This is a genomic window from Curtobacterium sp. MMLR14_002 (assembly GCF_001864975.1).
Taxonomy (GTDB): domain Bacteria; phylum Actinomycetota; class Actinomycetes; order Actinomycetales; family Microbacteriaceae; genus Curtobacterium; species Curtobacterium flaccumfaciens.
The window spans coordinates 271968-288426 of sequence record NZ_MJGT01000050.1; the positions used below are offsets into that span (position 1 = coordinate 271968).

15 protein-coding genes are annotated in these 16459 nt (G+C 71.3%); 11 read left to right on the forward strand and 4 right to left on the reverse strand.

Annotated features, from left to right (window positions below):
- Positions 1 to 173 precede the first annotated feature (173 nt).
- The 3 genes from BIU91_RS07920 to BIU91_RS07930 all read left to right on the forward strand — a co-directional run bounded on the left by BIU91_RS07920 (position 174) and on the right by BIU91_RS07930 (position 2616).
- Positions 174 to 515, forward strand: a complete 342-nt coding sequence (locus BIU91_RS07920; protein ID WP_071404946.1) for a hypothetical protein — start codon at positions 174 to 176, stop codon at positions 513 to 515.
- Entirely contained in the window at positions 496 to 1662 is a 1167-nt protein-coding gene (locus BIU91_RS07925) for a Vms1/Ankzf1 family peptidyl-tRNA hydrolase (protein ID WP_071404947.1), read from the forward strand. The genes BIU91_RS07920 and BIU91_RS07925 overlap by 20 nt, the downstream gene beginning before the upstream one ends.
- A 111-nt stretch (positions 1663 to 1773) precedes the next feature.
- Positions 1774 to 2616, forward strand: coding sequence for a formate/nitrite transporter family protein (locus BIU91_RS07930; protein ID WP_071404948.1), 843 nt, complete (start codon positions 1774 to 1776; stop codon positions 2614 to 2616).
- A gap of 57 nt (positions 2617 to 2673) precedes the next feature.
- Here BIU91_RS07930 and BIU91_RS07935 read toward each other — a convergent pair whose 3' ends face one another.
- Positions 2674 to 3885, reverse strand: coding sequence for an MFS transporter (locus BIU91_RS07935; RefSeq protein ID WP_071404949.1), 1212 nt, complete (start codon positions 3883 to 3885; stop codon positions 2674 to 2676).
- Between the two features lie 98 nt (positions 3886 to 3983).
- On the opposite strand from BIU91_RS07935, the gene BIU91_RS07940 reads away from it, so the two are divergent.
- Positions 3984 to 4685 carry a GntR family transcriptional regulator gene (locus tag BIU91_RS07940; RefSeq protein WP_239001395.1) on the forward strand — a complete coding sequence of 234 codons (702 nt, stop codon included), beginning with the start codon at positions 3984 to 3986 and terminating at the stop codon, positions 4683 to 4685.
- 78 nt (positions 4686 to 4763) lie between these two features.
- Here BIU91_RS07940 and BIU91_RS18875 read toward each other — a convergent pair whose 3' ends face one another.
- Entirely contained in the window at positions 4764 to 4913 is a 150-nt protein-coding gene (locus tag BIU91_RS18875; RefSeq protein ID WP_171907798.1) for a hypothetical protein, read from the reverse strand.
- 228 nt (positions 4914 to 5141) lie between these two features.
- Between BIU91_RS18875 and BIU91_RS07945 the strand changes: the two genes are divergently transcribed.
- The 7 genes from BIU91_RS07945 (at position 5142) to BIU91_RS07975 (ending at position 14020) form a co-directional block, all read left to right on the forward strand.
- Positions 5142 to 6242 (forward strand): LacI family DNA-binding transcriptional regulator, encoded by a 1101-nt coding sequence (locus BIU91_RS07945; protein ID WP_071246163.1) that lies wholly within the window; start codon positions 5142 to 5144, stop codon positions 6240 to 6242.
- 253 nt (positions 6243 to 6495) lie between these two features.
- Positions 6496 to 8238 carry an ABC transporter substrate-binding protein gene (locus BIU91_RS07950; RefSeq protein ID WP_246521061.1) on the forward strand — a complete coding sequence of 581 codons (1743 nt, stop codon included), beginning with the start codon at positions 6496 to 6498 and terminating at the stop codon, positions 8236 to 8238.
- On the forward strand, positions 8235 to 9215 hold the full coding sequence (locus tag BIU91_RS07955) for an ABC transporter permease (protein ID WP_017886395.1): 981 nt from the start codon (positions 8235 to 8237) through the stop codon (positions 9213 to 9215). The genes BIU91_RS07950 and BIU91_RS07955 overlap by 4 nt, the downstream gene beginning before the upstream one ends.
- The gene (locus tag BIU91_RS07960; protein ID WP_071404951.1) at positions 9212 to 10153 is read left to right on the forward strand and encodes an ABC transporter permease; all 942 of its coding nucleotides are present in this window, start codon (positions 9212 to 9214) and stop codon (positions 10151 to 10153) included. The genes BIU91_RS07955 and BIU91_RS07960 overlap by 4 nt, the downstream gene beginning before the upstream one ends.
- Positions 10150 to 11946: an ABC transporter ATP-binding protein gene (locus tag BIU91_RS07965; RefSeq protein ID WP_084740848.1), complete on the forward strand. Its 1797-nt coding sequence runs from the start codon at positions 10150 to 10152 to the stop codon at positions 11944 to 11946. The genes BIU91_RS07960 and BIU91_RS07965 overlap by 4 nt, the downstream gene beginning before the upstream one ends.
- Positions 11943 to 12815 carry an alpha/beta fold hydrolase gene (locus tag BIU91_RS07970; protein WP_071404952.1) on the forward strand — a complete coding sequence of 291 codons (873 nt, stop codon included), beginning with the start codon at positions 11943 to 11945 and terminating at the stop codon, positions 12813 to 12815. Before BIU91_RS07965 ends, BIU91_RS07970 begins: the two co-directional genes overlap by 4 nt.
- 20 nt (positions 12816 to 12835) lie before the next feature.
- Positions 12836 to 14020 carry a family 1 glycosylhydrolase gene (locus BIU91_RS07975; protein ID WP_216099658.1) on the forward strand — a complete coding sequence of 395 codons (1185 nt, stop codon included), beginning with the start codon at positions 12836 to 12838 and terminating at the stop codon, positions 14018 to 14020.
- Between the two features lie 107 nt (positions 14021 to 14127).
- Here BIU91_RS07975 and BIU91_RS07980 read toward each other — a convergent pair whose 3' ends face one another.
- A complete protein-coding gene (locus BIU91_RS07980) occupies positions 14128 to 15315 on the reverse strand; it encodes an ankyrin repeat domain-containing protein (protein WP_139196534.1) in 1188 nt (395 codons plus the stop codon).
- Positions 15316 to 15324: 9 nt separating this feature from the next.
- Positions 15325 to 16392 carry an acyltransferase gene (locus BIU91_RS07985; protein WP_071404954.1) on the reverse strand — a complete coding sequence of 356 codons (1068 nt, stop codon included), beginning with the start codon at positions 16390 to 16392 and terminating at the stop codon, positions 15325 to 15327.
- Positions 16393 to 16459: the final 67 nt, after the last annotated feature.

Here is a 16459-nt window from a genome sequence, read left to right on the forward strand (position 1 = left end):
ACACCCAATCACAGAACCGAACGCCGTTGTGGTTTCGTGACCGTACCGACACTGCGCGTTCCCGGCGCACCTTGGAACGGCCCCAGGCCCGGGCGCGGACGGTGGGGTCACAGAGCAGACACCGACGCCCCGGACGGCGAAGGCCGCCGGTGGCACGACCGGGAGGAGAAGCGATGACCGAACGCGGGAACACCACCCATCGCCCCGAACTCGACGAGCAGCTCGCGCACGAGGCGCAGAGCATCGTCCAGGGGCACGGCAGCAACGCCCACGTCGAGGAGTTCCGGCAGTCCGAGCCGGTCCCCGACGACACCGACGGCCCGGAGACCCTCGCGGCGTCGGGCTACGACGGCGAGCTCGAGGGCGAGCTGCAGGACGACACCACCGACGTGCTCCCCGAGGACGACGCCGACCGTGCCGACCCGCTGCCGACCGGCGACGGCGACGGAGCCGACGCGACCGTGTACCGCACCGAGACCGGGGAGGGCAGCACCGATGGCTCTGCCACAGAATGACGCGCCGCACCTGCAGTCCGGCATCGCCGAACGCCTGAAGCGCGGGGGCACGTGGACGTGGGCCTACGTCGACGCGTCCGGTGACCGTGAGGACCCGCAGCACCTCGCCGCCCTGCAGCGCCGGAAGGCCGAGGACGTGCTGCGGTCGGCCGGGGCGGACGCCGAGGTCATCGACACGGTGATGGCCGAACTCGAGGAGACGCCCGGGGTGCCGGCGCCCGTCAGCCGGTACGTGCTCGTGCACGACGGCGAAATCGTGCTCAGTGAGGTCCTGCCCGGGGCGATGCACGCCCCGACGTCGATCGGCCACGACCCCGTGCCCGACCTGCTGCCGCTCCTGGCGCACCGGCCGCTCGACCTGCCGTTCCTGATCGTCGAGGTCGGCCGCGAGGGCGGTGGCTACCGCGCCTACCGTCTGGGCCACGCCGACGTGCCGGACCGTCGCGACGAGCAGCGCGTGCAGGGCCGCACCGACACGCTCCACAAGTTCCAGGGCGGCGGCTGGTCGCACCTGCGGTGGCAGCACCACACCGAGGAGATCTGGCGCGACAACCAGAACGAGGTCGCCACGTCCGTCGACGAGGCCTTCCGGCGGCTGCAGCCGAAGCTCATCGTGGTCGCGGGGGACATCCGCGCACGGGGGCTCCTGCTCGACCAGTTGTCCACCGAGGCGCGCGCCGTCGTCTCCGAGGTCCCGGTCGACACCCGGGCTTCGGATGCGTCGGAGACCGCGCTCGTCGAGCACGTCGACATCGCGCTCGCCCGGGTCATCGCGACCCGTCGGCACGACTTCGAGGACCTGCTCCGCGCGCACGTCGGCCGCGGGGACAACCAGACGGTCACCGGCCTCGGGTCCGTCGTCGAAGCGCTGCAGCAGGCGCAGGCCTCGGTCGTCGCGATCGACGCCGCCGCGATCGGCGACCGCACCCTGCTCGCGCTGGGAGCGGTGCCGTGGATCGCCACGGCACCCGAGCAGGCGGCGGGTGCACCGGTCATCGGACCGGTCCCGGCCGTGTGCGCGATCGTCCGGGCGGTCGCCCTCACCGACGCGGAGCTGCTGCTCGTGAACGCCGCGTCGCTCCCGAACGGCGCGCCCGCCGCGGCGTTGCTGCGGTGGCCGGTGGGACCGGCGGTGCCGGCCGCCTGAGCGGTGACCGGACGACGGACGGGAGGCCCGGTGCCAGCTGGTACCGGGCCTCCCGTCCGTCTCGGCGCGATCCTGCGGGCCGCCACGACGGCCGCGTATAGCGTCCCGGCCATGACCGACGACCGCCGACGTGAACTCGGCACCAGTGACGCACCCGTGGAGGACGAACTCGCGGAGTCCTTCGACGCGACCATCGAGGAGGGCGCGGAGCGGCTGCAACGGACGACCCGGGCCGTCCTCGTCACGGGGTTCTTCGGCGGCCTCGAGGTCGGTCTCGGGGTGATGGCGTACCTCGCGGTGCTCACCGAGACCGACAGCCACCTGCTCGCCGGGCTGGCCTTCGGCATCGGGTTCATCGCGCTGCACCTGGCGCACAGCGAACTCTTCACCGAGAACTTCCTGATGCCGGTCGCGGCCGTGGTCGCACGCGAGGGGACCGTGCTGCAGCTCGTGCGACTGTGGGGCGGCACCCTCGTGGCGAACCTGGCCGGGGGATGGGTGTTCATGTGGCTCGTCGTCCAGGCGTTCCCGCAGTGGCACGCCACGCTCTCGGAGTCGGCGCACCACTACGTCGACGCGCCGTTCGGACTGCAGAGCATCGTGCTGGCGGTCCTGGGCGGCAGCACCATCACCCTGATGACGCGGATGCAGCAGGGCACCGACTCGGACCCCGCGAAGCTCGTCGCCGCCGTCGCCGGAGGCTTCCTGCTCGCCGGGCTGCAGCTCTTCCACTCGATCCTCGACTCGCTGCTCGTCTTCGGGGCGATCCAGTCGGGCGCGGACATCACCTACGGGCAGTGGCTCGGCTGGTTCGGCTACACGCTGCTGTTCAACGTCCTCGGGGGGCTGGTGCTCGTGACGGCCCTGCGCCTGCTCCGGACGAAGGAGCTCATGCATGACCGCCGCCGGGAATCCCAGGACGACCCCGAGCGTGCGGACCACGAACAGGGGTGACGGGCGCGACGGGCGGAGCGGACCGACGGGGCCGTTCGCAGTCAGTCCTGCGGACGGTCAGTCGTGCGAACGGTCGCGTCGGGGCACCAGCGGGACCGCCAACAGCGGGAGCACCGCCACGATGCCGAACGACGCCGCGAACCCGAGCGCACCGACCAGCGCCCCGATGCCCGGACCGACGGCGCTCGCCGCGATGAACTGCCCGGTGTTCTGCGCCCCGAGCGCCCGGCCGGACCAGAACGGCCCCGCCGCCTCGGCGACCGACGTGTACGCCAGCCCGTTGTCGGCGACCGTCACGCTCGTCGCGAGCACCAGGAACACCGCAGCCCCGGCCAGGTGCGTCGCGTCGACGACCGCGAGCACCGCCATCACCACCGCGGCGCTCACCGCGACGATGCGCAGGGGGCCGACGCGCGATCCGGCCCGGTCGCTCCAGCCACCGACCAGGATCCGGCCGATCGCCCCGACGAACTGCGCGGCGCCGACGAGCAGCCCGGCCGCCGGTGTCGACCAGCCGAGGCCGACGAGCCAGACGAGCCCGTACGTCGACAGGGTGAACTGCGGCACCACGAGCAGGACCGACACCGCGTGCACCCGCCACAGGAAGCCGCTCGAGCGGTAGGGGTTCGCGGTCGCCGTCGTCGCCACCGTGGCCCGGGCAGGGCGTGGCGGGTCGGTGATCCCGATCGCGCAGCAGACTGCGAGCACCGCGCACAGCACGATCGGCAGGACCAGGGCCGTGCGGATCCCGGAGCCCTCGGCGAGCTGCGGCACCGTGACCGCCGCGAGTGTCACCCCGAGCGGCTGCGACATCTGCCGGATGCCCATCGCGAGACCCCGGCGCTCCTTCGGGAACCACCCCACCACGACCCGGCCGCTCGCGGCGTTCGTCGAGGCGCTCGTCATCCCGCCGGCCAGGAACGCCAACCCGAGCAGCACCGGGTCGCCCGCGGCCAGCCAGGCGCCGACCACCGCCAGCGTGGTGAGCACGAGTCCGCCGGCGATGACGACGCGCTCGCCGAACCGGTCGGTGATCGCACCCCAGGCGATGAGCGTCAGCACCATGCCGAAGGTCGGGGCGGCGGCGAGCAGCCCGGCGGCCGGCAGGGACGTGCCGCGGCTGAGCAGGTGGGGGATGAGGAGCGCCGGCGCGGACACGACGAGCGTCCCCGCCGCCTGGGCCGCGACCCCGAGGGCGAGCATCGTCCAGGCGCGGGCGGAGACCGGCGGCGTCGTGGTGGATCGCTGCGGGGCGTCGGTCGTGGGCATGGGTCGTGTCGGCCGTTCGTCGTCGTTCCATCGCGGAACGGATTGGTATACCAGAACGGTATACCATTCCCGCCGTCACGCCGCTAGGCTTGTCCGCCGTGACCGACACGACCGACGCCGCGCCCGTGTCGCAGACGGCCCAGCTCTACGACAACCTGCGCGCAGCCATCCTGACCCTCGACATCGCACCTGGGGAGCGCATCTCGGAGCGCGGGCTCGAGGCACGGTTCCACGCCTCGCGCACGCCGGTCCGCGCCGCACTGTCGCGGCTCGAGCGCGAGGGACTCATCCTGCACGAGGGCCGCTCGTGGACGGTCACCCCGATCGACCTCGACGAGATCGCCTCGCTCGCCGAACTCCGCGGCATCCTCGAGCCCGCTGCCGTCCGGTTGGCCGTCCAGCGCGCCACCCCCGAGCAGCTGGCCGAGGTCCGCGGGCACCTCGACGCGCTCCAGCCCACCCCCGACCAGCAGGCCGGCATCCGCATGGGGTCGACGTTCCACCTCGACCTCGCCGCGCTCGGTGGCAACCGGTTCGTCACCGACGCGATCGCCGACGCCCTGACGCGGCTCGAGCGCACGCGCTGGATCGAGGTCCGCACGCCCGAGGCGCGCGACGCCGCGTGGGACGAGCACAGCGCCATCATCGACGCCGTGCGCGACGGCGACGCGGACCGCGCAGCGGACCTCGTCGCCGCGCACGTCGCCGGCACGAACGACCGGCTCCTCAGCTGGATCGCGCAGGAGCGCCGACGCCTGCGCGGGGCAGGCATGACGATCGTGGGCGCGACCGAGCGCTGAGTGCCCGCGGACGTGAGCGGTCTGCGGGCGCTGCCCGGGCCTCCTGGCCGTGTCCGGGGGGAGGCCGGGCGCGAGCCGCTAGCGCAGGTCCGTCGTCTCGTGCGGTGCGTCGAGGTCGTCGAACGTGCGGATCGAATCCGTTCGTTCGAGCAGCGCGTCGCGCACCTCGGCCTCGTCGTGGCTCGCGCGGAGTGCGAGCTTGCTCCCGGAACGTGTCGACTGTGACATGTCGTGTCCTTCCCCTGTGTGTGGGCAACCTGATCGGTGCGGGCACGCGGCCCGCTGGTGCGCTTCCTCACGGGACGTACTGAGGTCGGAACAGTGTCGCGCGACCCCCGCTGTCCCGCAAGCGTTTCCGGCGCCGTGTGGAGAACTCCCGGCACACGGCATGCCTAGGATGGTCCGGCCGCACAGCGCGAGGCGCGGCACCAGCGGACGTCGAAGGGGAGGCACGGGTTGGCCGACCAGCGCACCGCACCTCCCACGGTCTACGACGTCGCCTCTGCGGCCGGCGTCTCCATCGCCACCGTCTCGCGCGTGCTCCGCACACCCGACGCCGTCCGCGAGGGCACTCGGGACCGCGTGCAGGCGGCGATCCGGAGCCTCGGCTACGTCCCGTCCGGCAACGCCCGCGCCCTCGCCGGCAAGCGCACCGGCGTCGTCGGACTGCTGCTGCCCGGGTTCGACGTGGTGCCCGACGAGCGGCCGGACCTGGTCACCGACGGCGGCGTCCGCGTGGTCGACGACCGGCGCCACGTGACGCAGCCGTTCTCGTCCAACCTGTACTTCGACGAGGTCCTGCGCGGTGCCGAGACCGAGGCCTGGCAGCGGGGGCTCGCGCTCATGGTCGCCGCCGGGCGGGGTTCGTCGCGCGACGTGATCGTGAACGACGTCGCCGGCCGGGTCGACGGGCTCGCCGTGCTGGCGCAGACCGTGCCCGACGACCTGCTCGAGCACGTCGCCCGCCGCATCCCCGTCGTGGTGCTCGCCGACGACCGGCGCTCGCACGGGTTCGACTCGGTGAGCGTGGACAACGCCGCGGGCATGCGGACCCTGGCGTCGCACGTGATCGGGCGCCTGGGGATCCGGTCCCTCGCGTACGTGGCGGGGCCGATCGACTCGCCCGACGACATGGAGCGCTCGGCAGGGTTCCGCGCGGCGCTGGCCGACCACGGGGTGCCGGCCTCGACGGTGCGCACCGTGCACGGCGACTTCGGGCGGGCCCGGGCGCGGGAGCTCGCGGTGTCACTGCTGGCCGACGACGTCCCGCGCGCCGTCGTCTGCTCGAACGACCAGTCCGCGCTCGGGGTGCTCGACGCCGCCGCTGCCCGGGGGCTCCGCGTGCCCGAGGACCTCGTCGTGACCGGGTTCGACGGCATCGACGCCGGTCGGTTCTCGTCGCCGCGCCTGACGACGGTGCATCAGCCGATGGGGGCGCTCGGCCGTGCTGCCGTCCTGGCCATCGTCGACCGGCTCGAACGCCGCGAGGGGCCGCCGCGCGCCGTGCGCCTGCCCGTCGAGGTGCTGCTGCGCGAGAGCTGCCCGCCCGCGCTGTAGGCGTGCGTGCCGTCGCGAGGCCGCACCGTGCGAGGGGCGTGTGGTGCGAGGTTCCGTGTTCGGTGCGAGCCTCGCGACCTCGCACCACGGACGCAACCTCGCACCACGCGCGACGCCCCTCGCACCGTGCGACGTCCCGCGCCGCCGACACCTCGCACCGTGCCGCCCCGCGAAACAACACCCGCAGTTGCACGCCGCGATGTAAGCGCATACATTGAGCACGTACCGAATCGACATGGAGGTCGACCGAGCAATGACGCTTCCCCCACAGCGCACGCGCGGCACGCGTGACCCAGGCCCCCGCCGTCGAGGCCGCCTCGTCGCGGCCATCGCCGGCCTCGCCGCAGTGGCCCTCGTGGCCACCGGCTGCAGCATCCAGGTCCGATCCGAACCCGATCCCACCATCGGCAAGGACACGATGCTCATCAACGCGGACCGCGGCAACCCGCTGTTCGACCGCAACTTCAACCCGTACATCGCGAACGCCCGCACGGCCTCCAAGTGGATGTACGAGCCCCTCATCGAGGTGAACCCCCTCGACGGCAAGCGCAACCCGTGGCTCGCCAGCGCGTGGAGCCAGCCCGACGCGAAGACGATCGACATGACGATCCGCTCGGGTGTCGAGTGGTCCGACGGGTCGCCGTTCAGCGCGAAGGACGTCGTCTTCACCTTCGACCTGCTCAAGAAGTTCCCCGCCATGGACGTCAAGGGCGCCTGGCAGCACATCAAGAGCATCGAGCAGGACGGCGACCACGTCGTCTTCCACCTCAAGAGCGAGGACGTCCCGAGCCTGACGATCATCGGGCAGACGTACATCCTCGGCGAGGACCACTGGGGCGGCGTGAAGGACCCGACCACCTGGCGCGACCCGAACCCGGTCGGCACCGGGCCGTTCGTCCTCGGCAACTACACCGACCAGCAGTACTCGATGAACAAGAACCCGAAGTACTGGCAGGCCGACAAGATCGCCATCAAGCACCTCATCCTGCCGGCGACGAACACGCAGCTCGACACCGTCACCCGCGGCTACGACTGGGCGTACTCGTTCATCTCCGACGTCAAGGGCACCTGGGGCGCCGCGTCGAAGACGAACGAGTGGTGGTTCCCGGCCGGCGGTGTGATCGGCCTCATCCCGAACCTCACGAAGGCGCCGTACAACGACGTCAACGTCCGCCGGGGCATCTCGCTCGCGCTGGACCGCGACGCCATCGCCGAGACCGCCTCCGAGGGCAACCTGTCGGCGGCGGGCCAGACCGGCCTGATCCTGCCGAACCAGGAGCGCTACCTCAACCCGGACATCCCCGACAAGGGCATGATCACGCAGGACACGAAGGCGGCGCTCGCCAGCCTCGAGAAGTCCGGCTACACCGTGCAGGGCGGCAAGGTCGTCAAGGACGGCAAGCAGCTCGCCATCACGATCATGACCGCGAACGGCTACTCCGACTGGCTCCGCGCCGCGCAGGAGGTCCGCCGCGAGCTGACGGCCATCGGCATCAAGGTGACGATCCAGGCGCCGCAGCCCGCCGGGTACCAGCAGAACATCAACAACGGCACGTTCGACATGGCGATGGGCGGCATGGGCAACGGTGACGTCTACCAGGCGTTCAACTCCCTGCTCAGCAGCGAGTTCTACCAGCCCGTCGGCAAGTCGACGGTCAACAACTACGAGCGGTACAAGAACGCCGACACCCAGAAGCTCCTCGACGAGTACAAGGCGACGACGGACACCGCGAAGCAGCAGGAGATCCTCGACCAGCTGCAGCAGACCGTCTACGACGAGCTCCCCGTCATCGGCATGTACTACGGCGGGCTCTGGGGCCTGTTCAACACCGGCAAGTTCGTCGGCTGGCCGAGCGCGAAGGACCCCTACATGGCACCGCAGAACTACGACTCGGCACCGCTGCTCATCTTCACCAAGCTCCGGCTCCGCGACAGCGCCGCCGGCAAGCAGATCCTGCAGGAGCAGAACGCCGCGCAGCAGGAGGACCAGAAGTGAAGTACATCCTCCAGAAACTCGTCCTCTTCGTCCTGACCCTCTGGGCCGCGGTCACGCTGAACTTCGTGCTCCCGCGCCTGATGCCCGGCAGCCCGGCCGACGCCGCACTCGCGAAGCTCAGCCAGAACGGCCCGGTCACCGACGCCACCAAGAAGGCCATCGAGGCCCAGCTCGGGGTGCCGACCGGCAACCTCTGGGACCAGTACGTCAGCTACCTGCACCAGGTCATCACCCTCGACTTCGGCACCAGCTACACGTTCTACCCGCAGCCCGTCGGTGACCTCGTGTCAAAGGCCCTGCCGTACACGCTGATCCTCGTCGGGGTCGTCACGATCCTGGCCTTCGTCCTCGGCACCCTGATCGGTGTCGCGGCGGCGTGGAAGCGCGGCACCTGGCTCGACTCACTGCCCACCCTGTCGGGCAGCTTCATGTCGACGTTCCCGTACTTCTGGACCGCCCTGCTGCTGCTGTTCTTCCTCGGCTACGTGCTGCACTGGTTCCCGACCACGGGCGCCTACTCGGCGACGACGACGCCCGGGCTCAACGGCGCCTTCTTCGGCGACGCCCTGCAGCACGCGGTGCTGCCGGCGGTCACGATCCTGGTGACGAGCCTCGGCGGCTGGATCATCGGCATGCGCAACGCGATGATCAACACCCTCGGTGACGACTACGTGACCTTCGCCGAGGCCAACGGCCTGCGCGGACGCACCGTCGCCATCCGCTACGCGGCCCGCAACGCGATCCTGCCGAACCTGACCGGGTTCGGTCTGGCGCTCGGTGGCGTGGTCGGCGGTTCCGTCCTGGTCGAGCAGGTCTTCGGCTACCCGGGCATCGGCTACCTGCTGTTCAACGCCGTCATCGGGCAGGACTACCCGCTCATGCAGGCCCTCTTCCTGATGATCACCGTGTCGGTGCTCATCGCCAACTTCATCGTGGACGTCATGTACGGCGTCCTGGACCCGAGGACGCGTCGATGACCAACAACGCAACCATCGCCGTGCGAACGCAAGACACGGAAGAACAAGCAGCGCCGTCCAAGTGGCGCGCCGCCGCCCGCCAGTTCGGCGTCGTCTGGTCGAACAAAAAGGCCCGGATCGGCATCATCATCCTCGGCGTCTTCGTGTTCGTCGCGATCTTCGCCCCGCTCCTGGCCCCGTACGGTGCCAGCCAGAACGGCTTCGCCCGGTCCGCCGACGCGACGCCCGACCACTGGATGGGCACCACCGCCGCCGGCGAGGACGTCCTGTCCCAGATCATCTACGGCGCCCGCATCTCGGTCATGGTCGGCGCGGTCGCGGGCATCCTGTCCACGCTCGTCGCCGTCGCGATCGGCCTCAGCTGGGGCTACGTCCGCGGCTGGGTCGCCGAGGTCATCGGGTTCATCGTGAACCTGTTCCTCGTCATCCCGGGTCTGCCCCTGATGATCGTCATCGCCGCCTACCTGCAGAACGGCGGCATCGCGGTGATCATCGCGGTCATCGTCGTGACCGGTTGGGCGTGGGGCGCTCGCGTGCTCCGCTCGCAGACGCAGTCGCTGCGCGGCCGGGACTTCGTCACCGCCGCCCAGTTCTCCGGTGAGGGCGCGACCCGCATCGTGTTCCGCGAGATCCTGCCGAACATGACGAGCCTCATCGTCGGCAGCTTCTTCGGGGCCGCCACCAGTGCCATCCTCGCCGAGGCGGGCCTCGAGTTCCTCGGACTCGGCGACTCGTCGATCGTCAGCTGGGGCACGATCCTGTACTGGGCGCAGAACTCGAACGCGCTCCTCACCGGGCAGTGGATCCTGCTCTTCGCGCCGGGTCTCTGCATCGCGCTGCTCGCGATGAGCCTCACCCTGATCAACTTCGGCGTCGACGCCGTGTCCAACCCGCGGCTGCGCGACGGCGCACGGCCCCGTAAGGAGAAGCGCGCATGAGCGGCTTGCCAGAAACGCACCCGGCAGACGGCCTGGAGGCGCCCACCGGCGCCGCCACGGGCCTCCGGTCCGACGCCCGTCGCGACCAACGCGACGCCTCCGTCCTGCTCGACGTCCGCGACCTGTCGGTCGTCTACGAATCGGCCGGCCAGACGGCCGTCCAAGCCGTCGACCACGTGTCGTTCCAGCTGAAGAAGGGCGAGTTCGTCGGCCTGGTCGGCGAGTCCGGTTCCGGCAAGTCGACGCTCGGTTACGCGCTGACCCGGCTGCAGAAGCCCCCGGCGCGCACGAACGGCGGCAGCATCGTCTTCGCGGGCAAGGACATCCGCGACCTCGACGACGAAGCCCTGCGCCAGCAGCGGCAGGGCGGCTTCGCCATGGTGCTGCAGTCCGGCATGAACGCGCTCAACCCGGTGCGCACCATCCGGAACCACTTCATCGACGTCTTCAAGGCGCACGGACACGTGTCGCGCGACCGCTGGGACGCCCGGATGAAGGAGCTCATCGAGAAGGTGAAGCTGCCGACGTCGATGCTCGCCCGGTTCCCCGGGGAGCTCTCCGGCGGCATGCGCCAGCGCGTCTCCATCGCCCTGGCGCTCTCGCTCGAGCCGCAGCTCATGGTGTTCGACGAGCCGACGACGGCGCTCGACGTCCTCGTGCAGCACGCCGTGATGGACACCATCATCGAGCTGCAGCGCACCGAGGGCTTCACCGCGATCCTGATCAGCCACGACCTCGGCATCGTCCTCGAGGCCACCGAGCGCGTCCTCGTGATGCACGAGGGCCGGATCGTCGAGGACGGCGGCTCCCGCGAGATCCTCCGCGACCCGCAGGACGAGTACACGCAGATGCTCCTGTCGCACTACGCCGACCCCCGCGCCGAGGTGGTGTCGCTGCCGGGCTTCCCGGACCGCTCGCTCCGCGCCGAGGCCGGCGAGAAGCGGCAGCAGACGACCTCGTCGTTCAGCACCGTCGGCTCCCGCGAGCGCAGCGCCGCCCGCAACCCGATCGTCGTCGACCACATCGTGAAGACCTACCCGGCTCCCCGCCGCGGTGAGCAGCCGGTGCAGGCCGTGCGCGACGTGTCGTTCACCCTCGAGCCCGGACAGTCGCTCGCCCTGGTCGGCCAGTCCGGTTCGGGCAAGTCGACCATCGCGAAGCTGCTCACCGGCGTCGAGAAACCGACCACCGGCACCGTCCGGTTCGGGGACCTCGACGTCGCCCGCCTCGGCAAGCGCGGCCTGCGGGACCTCCGCTCCGAGGTCCAGATGGTGTTCCAGGACCCGTACTCGGCGCTCAACCCGCTGCACACGGTCGAGTACACGCTGTCCCGGCCGATCGCGAACTACACCGGGCTGCGCGGCCGTGATGCCCGCCGCCGGGTGCTCGAGCTGCTCGAGACCGTCGGCCTCACCCCGGTCGAGCAGTTCGCCCAGAAGCTCCCGCACCAGCTCTCCGGCGGGCAGCGGCAGCGTGTGGTGATCGCCCGGGCGCTCGCGAGCGACCCGCAGGTGATCATCGCCGACGAGCCGGTCTCGATGCTCGACGTGACGCTGCGTGCCGGTGTGCTCGCGCTGCTCGAGGACCTCCGCGAGCAGTGGGGTGTCTCGCTCCTCTACATCACGCACGACCTGCTGAGTGCGCGGCTCATCACGGACGACATCATGGTGCTCCACGAGGGCGCCGTGGTCGAGCGGGGTCACACGGCCCAGGTGCTGCAGGACCCGCAGGACCCGTACACGATCGCCCTCCTCGACGCCGTTCCCAACCCGCGGAGGACCCTGCGCGCATGACGAACCTGCACGACTTCCCGACGGTCCCGCCGTTCGGGCACCTGCCCACCCCGGACGGCGTCGACGTCGTCGGGATCGACGTCCCGGTCGGGCGGCTCACGGCCTACCGGATCGTGCCCGAGGGGGTGTCGAAGGGCACCGTGCTCATCGTCCCCGGGTACACCGGCTCGAAGGAGGACTGGCGGACCTTCCTGCCCGTCCTCCGCGACGCCGGCTGGACCGCGGTCGCGATCAGCCGGCGTGGGCAGGCCGACTCGGCAGCGTCGACCGAACCGCGGGACTACTCCCTCGACGAAGAAGCCGCCGACGTCGTCCGGGTCGCGCGCCTGCTCGACGACGGTGCCCCCGTGCACTTGATCGGGCACTCGCTCGGCGGTGTGATCGTCCGGGCCGCCGCGCTCCAGGACCCGACGGCGTTCCGCGACGTCGTGCAGTTCTGCTCCGGTCCGCACGGGTGGCCGTACCGCAAGGTCGCCGAGCTGACGATCCTGCACGACACCGGCGGGAACCTCCGGCAGCTGTTCGACTCGACGAACCCGCTCTGGGCGTACCGGCCCGACGACGAGCTGCCCGACGACGTCCGGATGGTGCGCGACCGCTTCGACGCGACGAGCCCGCTCAGCGTCGTCGCCGGTGGTCACATCCTCGAGGACCACACCGACGCCTCCGACGCCCTGCGCGCCACGGGCCTGCCGGTCCTCGTCGCCCACGGCGAGTGGGACAACGCCTGGCCGATCCCGTGGCAGCGGGCGATGGCCGAGCAGACCGGCGCCGAGTACGTCGTCATCCCCGCGAGCTACCACGGCCCCCAGGTCGAGAACCCGCTCGGGACGGTCGCCGTCTTCGACGCATTCTTGTCACAGCACTGAAAGGCACCATCATCTCCACGCTGCAGTTCCCCGACGGCTTCCTCTGGGGTGCCGCCACCGCCGCCCACCAGATCGAGGGCAACAACGTCAACAGCAACTGGTGGGTGCACGAGCACGAGCCGGACACCACCATCGTCGAGCCCTCGGGCGACGCGGCGGACAGCTACCACCGGTACCGCGAGGACATCCGCATCGCGGCCGAGCTCGGGCTGAACTCCTACCGGTTCAGCATCGAGTGGGCCCGCATCGAGCCCGAGCGCGGGTTCGTCAGCCGTGCCGAGGTCGACCACTACCGCCGCATGGTCGATGCCTGCCACGAGTTCGGCATCGAGCCGATCGTCACCCTCATGCACTTCACCGTGCCGCGCTGGTTCGAACGCGACGGCTTCTGGCGGGCACCCGACGCCGCCGACCTGTTCGCCCGCTACACCGAGGCCGCGCTCCCCGTGGTGCAGGACGGCGTCCGCTACGTCTGCACGATCAACGAGCCGAACATCGCGGCGATGCTCGCCGGCGGCGAGGACGCGGCCAACCTGGTGGCGTTCGGCCTGCCGAACCCGGACCTGGGGGTCGCCGACGCCCTGCTGGCCAGCCACAAGCGGTCGCGCGAGGTCCTGTCACAGGTGTCGGGCCTCCAGTCGGGGTGGACCATCGCGACGCAGGCCTTCAAGTCCTCCGGCGAGCCCGGGGCGGACGCCATGCTCCGCGAGTACGGGTACCCGCGCGACGACTGGTACCTCGAGCAGGCCGCCGGCGACGACTTCCTGGGCGTGCAGGCCTACACCCGCACGTTCATCGGTCCGGACGGGCCCCTGCCCGTGTCCGACGACGTCGAGACGACCCTCACCGGCTGGGAGTTCTACCCCGAGGCCTCGGCCGACGGGCTCCGCAGCGCGTGGGAGCTCTCCGGCGGCGTCCCGCTGATGATCACCGAGAACGGCATCGCCACCGCTGACGACTCCCGCCGGCAGGCCTACACGCAGGGCGCCCTCGAGGGCATCCACCGCTGCATCGAGGACGGCATCGAGGTCCTCGGCTACCAGCACTGGTCGCTCCTGGACAACTACGAGTGGGCCTCCGGCTTCCGCCCGACCTTCGGGTTGGTCGCGTGGGACCGCGAGACCTTCGAGCGCACGCCGAAGGACTCCGCCCGCTGGTACGGGCGGGTCGCGCAGGCGAACGCCCTCGAGTCGGTCACCGTCTAGGACGGTCGACCCCGCAGGCGCGCGGCGGACGGGAGGCCCTGCTCCCGTCCGCCGCGCTTCGTCACGTCAGGCACGGTTCGGCCCACGGGCCGTGGTGCGGACTGCGCTCAGGCGGCGGCGAGCAGGTCGGCGACGGCCGTCTCGCGGAGCAGCTCCGCCCGGTCCGCGGCGCTCGAGCCCTCGTCGTCGACGGCGTCCCGGTCGACGTCGAGCGACAGCACGACCCGGACGGTGTCGAGGTCGCCGGAATCGACGGCCGCGATCAGCAGCGTCGCGCCCCGTGACCCGCGCGCCCTGGTGTCCGCACCCGCGGTGGCGAGGGCGCGCACGATCGCGGCGTGTCCGCCCCACGCAGCGCGGACGATCGGGGTGTTGCCGTCGCCGTCACGGGCCTCCAGGTCGGCGCCCGCTGCGACCAGCACGTCGACCGCCCGTCGTGCGTCGCGGTCGATCGCCAGCGTCAGCGGCGTCCGCCCCTCGGTGTCCTCCAGCTGCAGGGTCGCGCCGCGGCGCAGGAGTTCCTCGAGCATCTCGGGGTGGTCGAACCACGCGGCGGCGTGCAGTGGGGCGAACCCCCAGCGGGGATCGACGTCGTCGACGTCGCTCGCGTCGTCGGCCAGGTGCAGTCCGCCGAGGTCGCCGTAGGCCGCTGCCCGCACCACCTCGGTCGTCCACTCGACCCAGCCGTCCGGCACCGGGCCGTGCCAGCCGCGTGCCGGGCGCGCCTCGAGGTCGGCGTACACGCTTTCGGCGACGCTCCGGATCGCCACCCGGACGCCCCGGAACCGGATCGCGACCTCGCCGACGGGGGAGATCAGCAGACGGAGTTCCCAGGCGTCGTGCTCGTTCAGGTACTCGAGTTCGCCCCGGGCGACGTGGGCGTCACCGGCGAGCAGTGCTGCGGCGTCGACACCCGGCGGGTCGATGACGGCGTCCCGGAGCCGGAGCGACACCCTGGCGTGGTTCCAGCGGCGCCACAGGCCGCTCGGGGTGTCGAGGACCTCGTCGTTGCGCACCACGATGTCGGCGTGCACGACGACCGGGTCGGGCACACCGTGTCCCGGCAGGTCGACGGGGGTCGTCACGTCGTCCTCGTCGGCGTCCGGGTCGACGACGGCGTCGGCGGACTCCACGACCCAGCGTTCGATCCGCGAGTCGGTCCACTTGACCGTCAGGAGCGCGGCGACCGTGGGCGGGGCGTCCTCGAGCAACCGGGTCACGTGTTCGCGCTGGCCGTCGAAGTCCTCGAGGGAGACGTAGCCAACGGAGGGCCAGTTCACTCGACTCCATCGCACGGGACGACACTACCCGGCGGGTAGCCGGTGCCTCGCGGTGCGCGGGGTCCGTGGTGGTGTGGTCCGTCGCCGCTGGAGCCGCCGGATCACCGGACGGTCGACCGCGAACCACACCACGACCGAGGCGGCCACGGCGGCGACCGGTGCGGCGATGCCCGCGACGATCGGCGCTGCGGGGCCGGAGACGACCGCGGCGACCACGGCCACCGTCGCCGGTGCGACGATCGGGTGCGTCAGGTACAACGCGTACGAGGCATCGCCCAGCGTCCGCCCGACGGTGCCGGTGCACCGACGCAGGAGCGGCTCACCTGCCACCGTCGTCGCCAGCGCCGCGGCCGCGAGCGGCAACAGCAGCAGGCTCGGCACGGACGCGCCCGCGACGGTGCCCACCACGAGCCAGATCGCGGTGATCGCCGCGGTCCGGAGCAGTGCCACCCGGGTGCGGCGGTCGAGTGCCCACCGGCCGATCACCATGCCGACCAGGAAGCACAGGACGATGCGGTTCGCGTGGAACTGCCAGACCGGCCACCCGTCCGGCCCTCGGAACGCCGAGGCGACCGCGAGTCCGACGAAGACGACGGACGCCAGCCGGAGGGGGTCGGAGCGGGTGGCGAGCGCGATCGTGACGATCACGTAGAACAGCAGCTCGAACGACAGCGTCCAGGTGACGGTGTAGAACGGCTCGACCACGCCGTTCGGGCCGCGGCCGGGCAGGAACACGTAGGACAACGCGATGTACGTCGGTGACGTGGCCGCGCGTTCCAGGGCCTGCGGGGCCACCAGCAGTGTGCCGAGCTTGATCGTCATCACCGCCCACGCGAGCGGCAGGATACGGACCAGCCGACGGGAGATGAACTCGCGCCAGGTCGGCCTCGGGGTCCGCTGTGTCACCAGCACCGCGACGAACCCGCTGATCGCGAAGAAGACCGTCACCCCGACCTGGCCGAGGGGGATGTCGACCAGGGGTGTGCCGAGACGGGCGTGCAGGTACGTCGGCAGGTGCGAGAACACGACGAGGAGCGCGGCGACGAACCGCAGCACCTGGACGCCGGTGAAGGTCGGTCGTTCGGCTGGCATCGAGCAACTGTGGGCGGGAACGATCGCCGTCCGCCAACAGTTCGCATGTTGTGTATCGCCCAGGATC

Coding starts and splice junctions, on each gene's coding strand:
- BIU91_RS07920 (WP_071404946.1), top strand. CDS start 174: ATGACCGAACGCGGGAACACCACCCATCGCCCCGAACTCGACGAGCAG.
- BIU91_RS07970 (WP_071404952.1), top strand. CDS start 11,943: ATGACGAACCTGCACGACTTCCCGACGGTCCCGCCGTTCGGGCACCTG.
- BIU91_RS07965 (WP_084740848.1), top strand. CDS start 10,150: ATGAGCGGCTTGCCAGAAACGCACCCGGCAGACGGCCTGGAGGCGCCC.
- BIU91_RS07935 (WP_071404949.1), bottom strand. CDS start 3,885: ATGCCCACGACCGACGCCCCGCAGCGATCCACCACGACGCCGCCGGTC.
- BIU91_RS07985 (WP_071404954.1), bottom strand. CDS start 16,392: ATGCCAGCCGAACGACCGACCTTCACCGGCGTCCAGGTGCTGCGGTTC.
- BIU91_RS07960 (WP_071404951.1), top strand. CDS start 9,212: ATGACCAACAACGCAACCATCGCCGTGCGAACGCAAGACACGGAAGAA.
- BIU91_RS07950 (WP_246521061.1), top strand. CDS start 6,496: ATGACGCTTCCCCCACAGCGCACGCGCGGCACGCGTGACCCAGGCCCC.
- BIU91_RS07930 (WP_071404948.1), top strand. CDS start 1,774: ATGACCGACGACCGCCGACGTGAACTCGGCACCAGTGACGCACCCGTG.
- BIU91_RS18875 (WP_171907798.1), bottom strand. CDS start 4,913: ATGTCACAGTCGACACGTTCCGGGAGCAAGCTCGCACTCCGCGCGAGC.
- BIU91_RS07925 (WP_071404947.1), top strand. CDS start 496: ATGGCTCTGCCACAGAATGACGCGCCGCACCTGCAGTCCGGCATCGCC.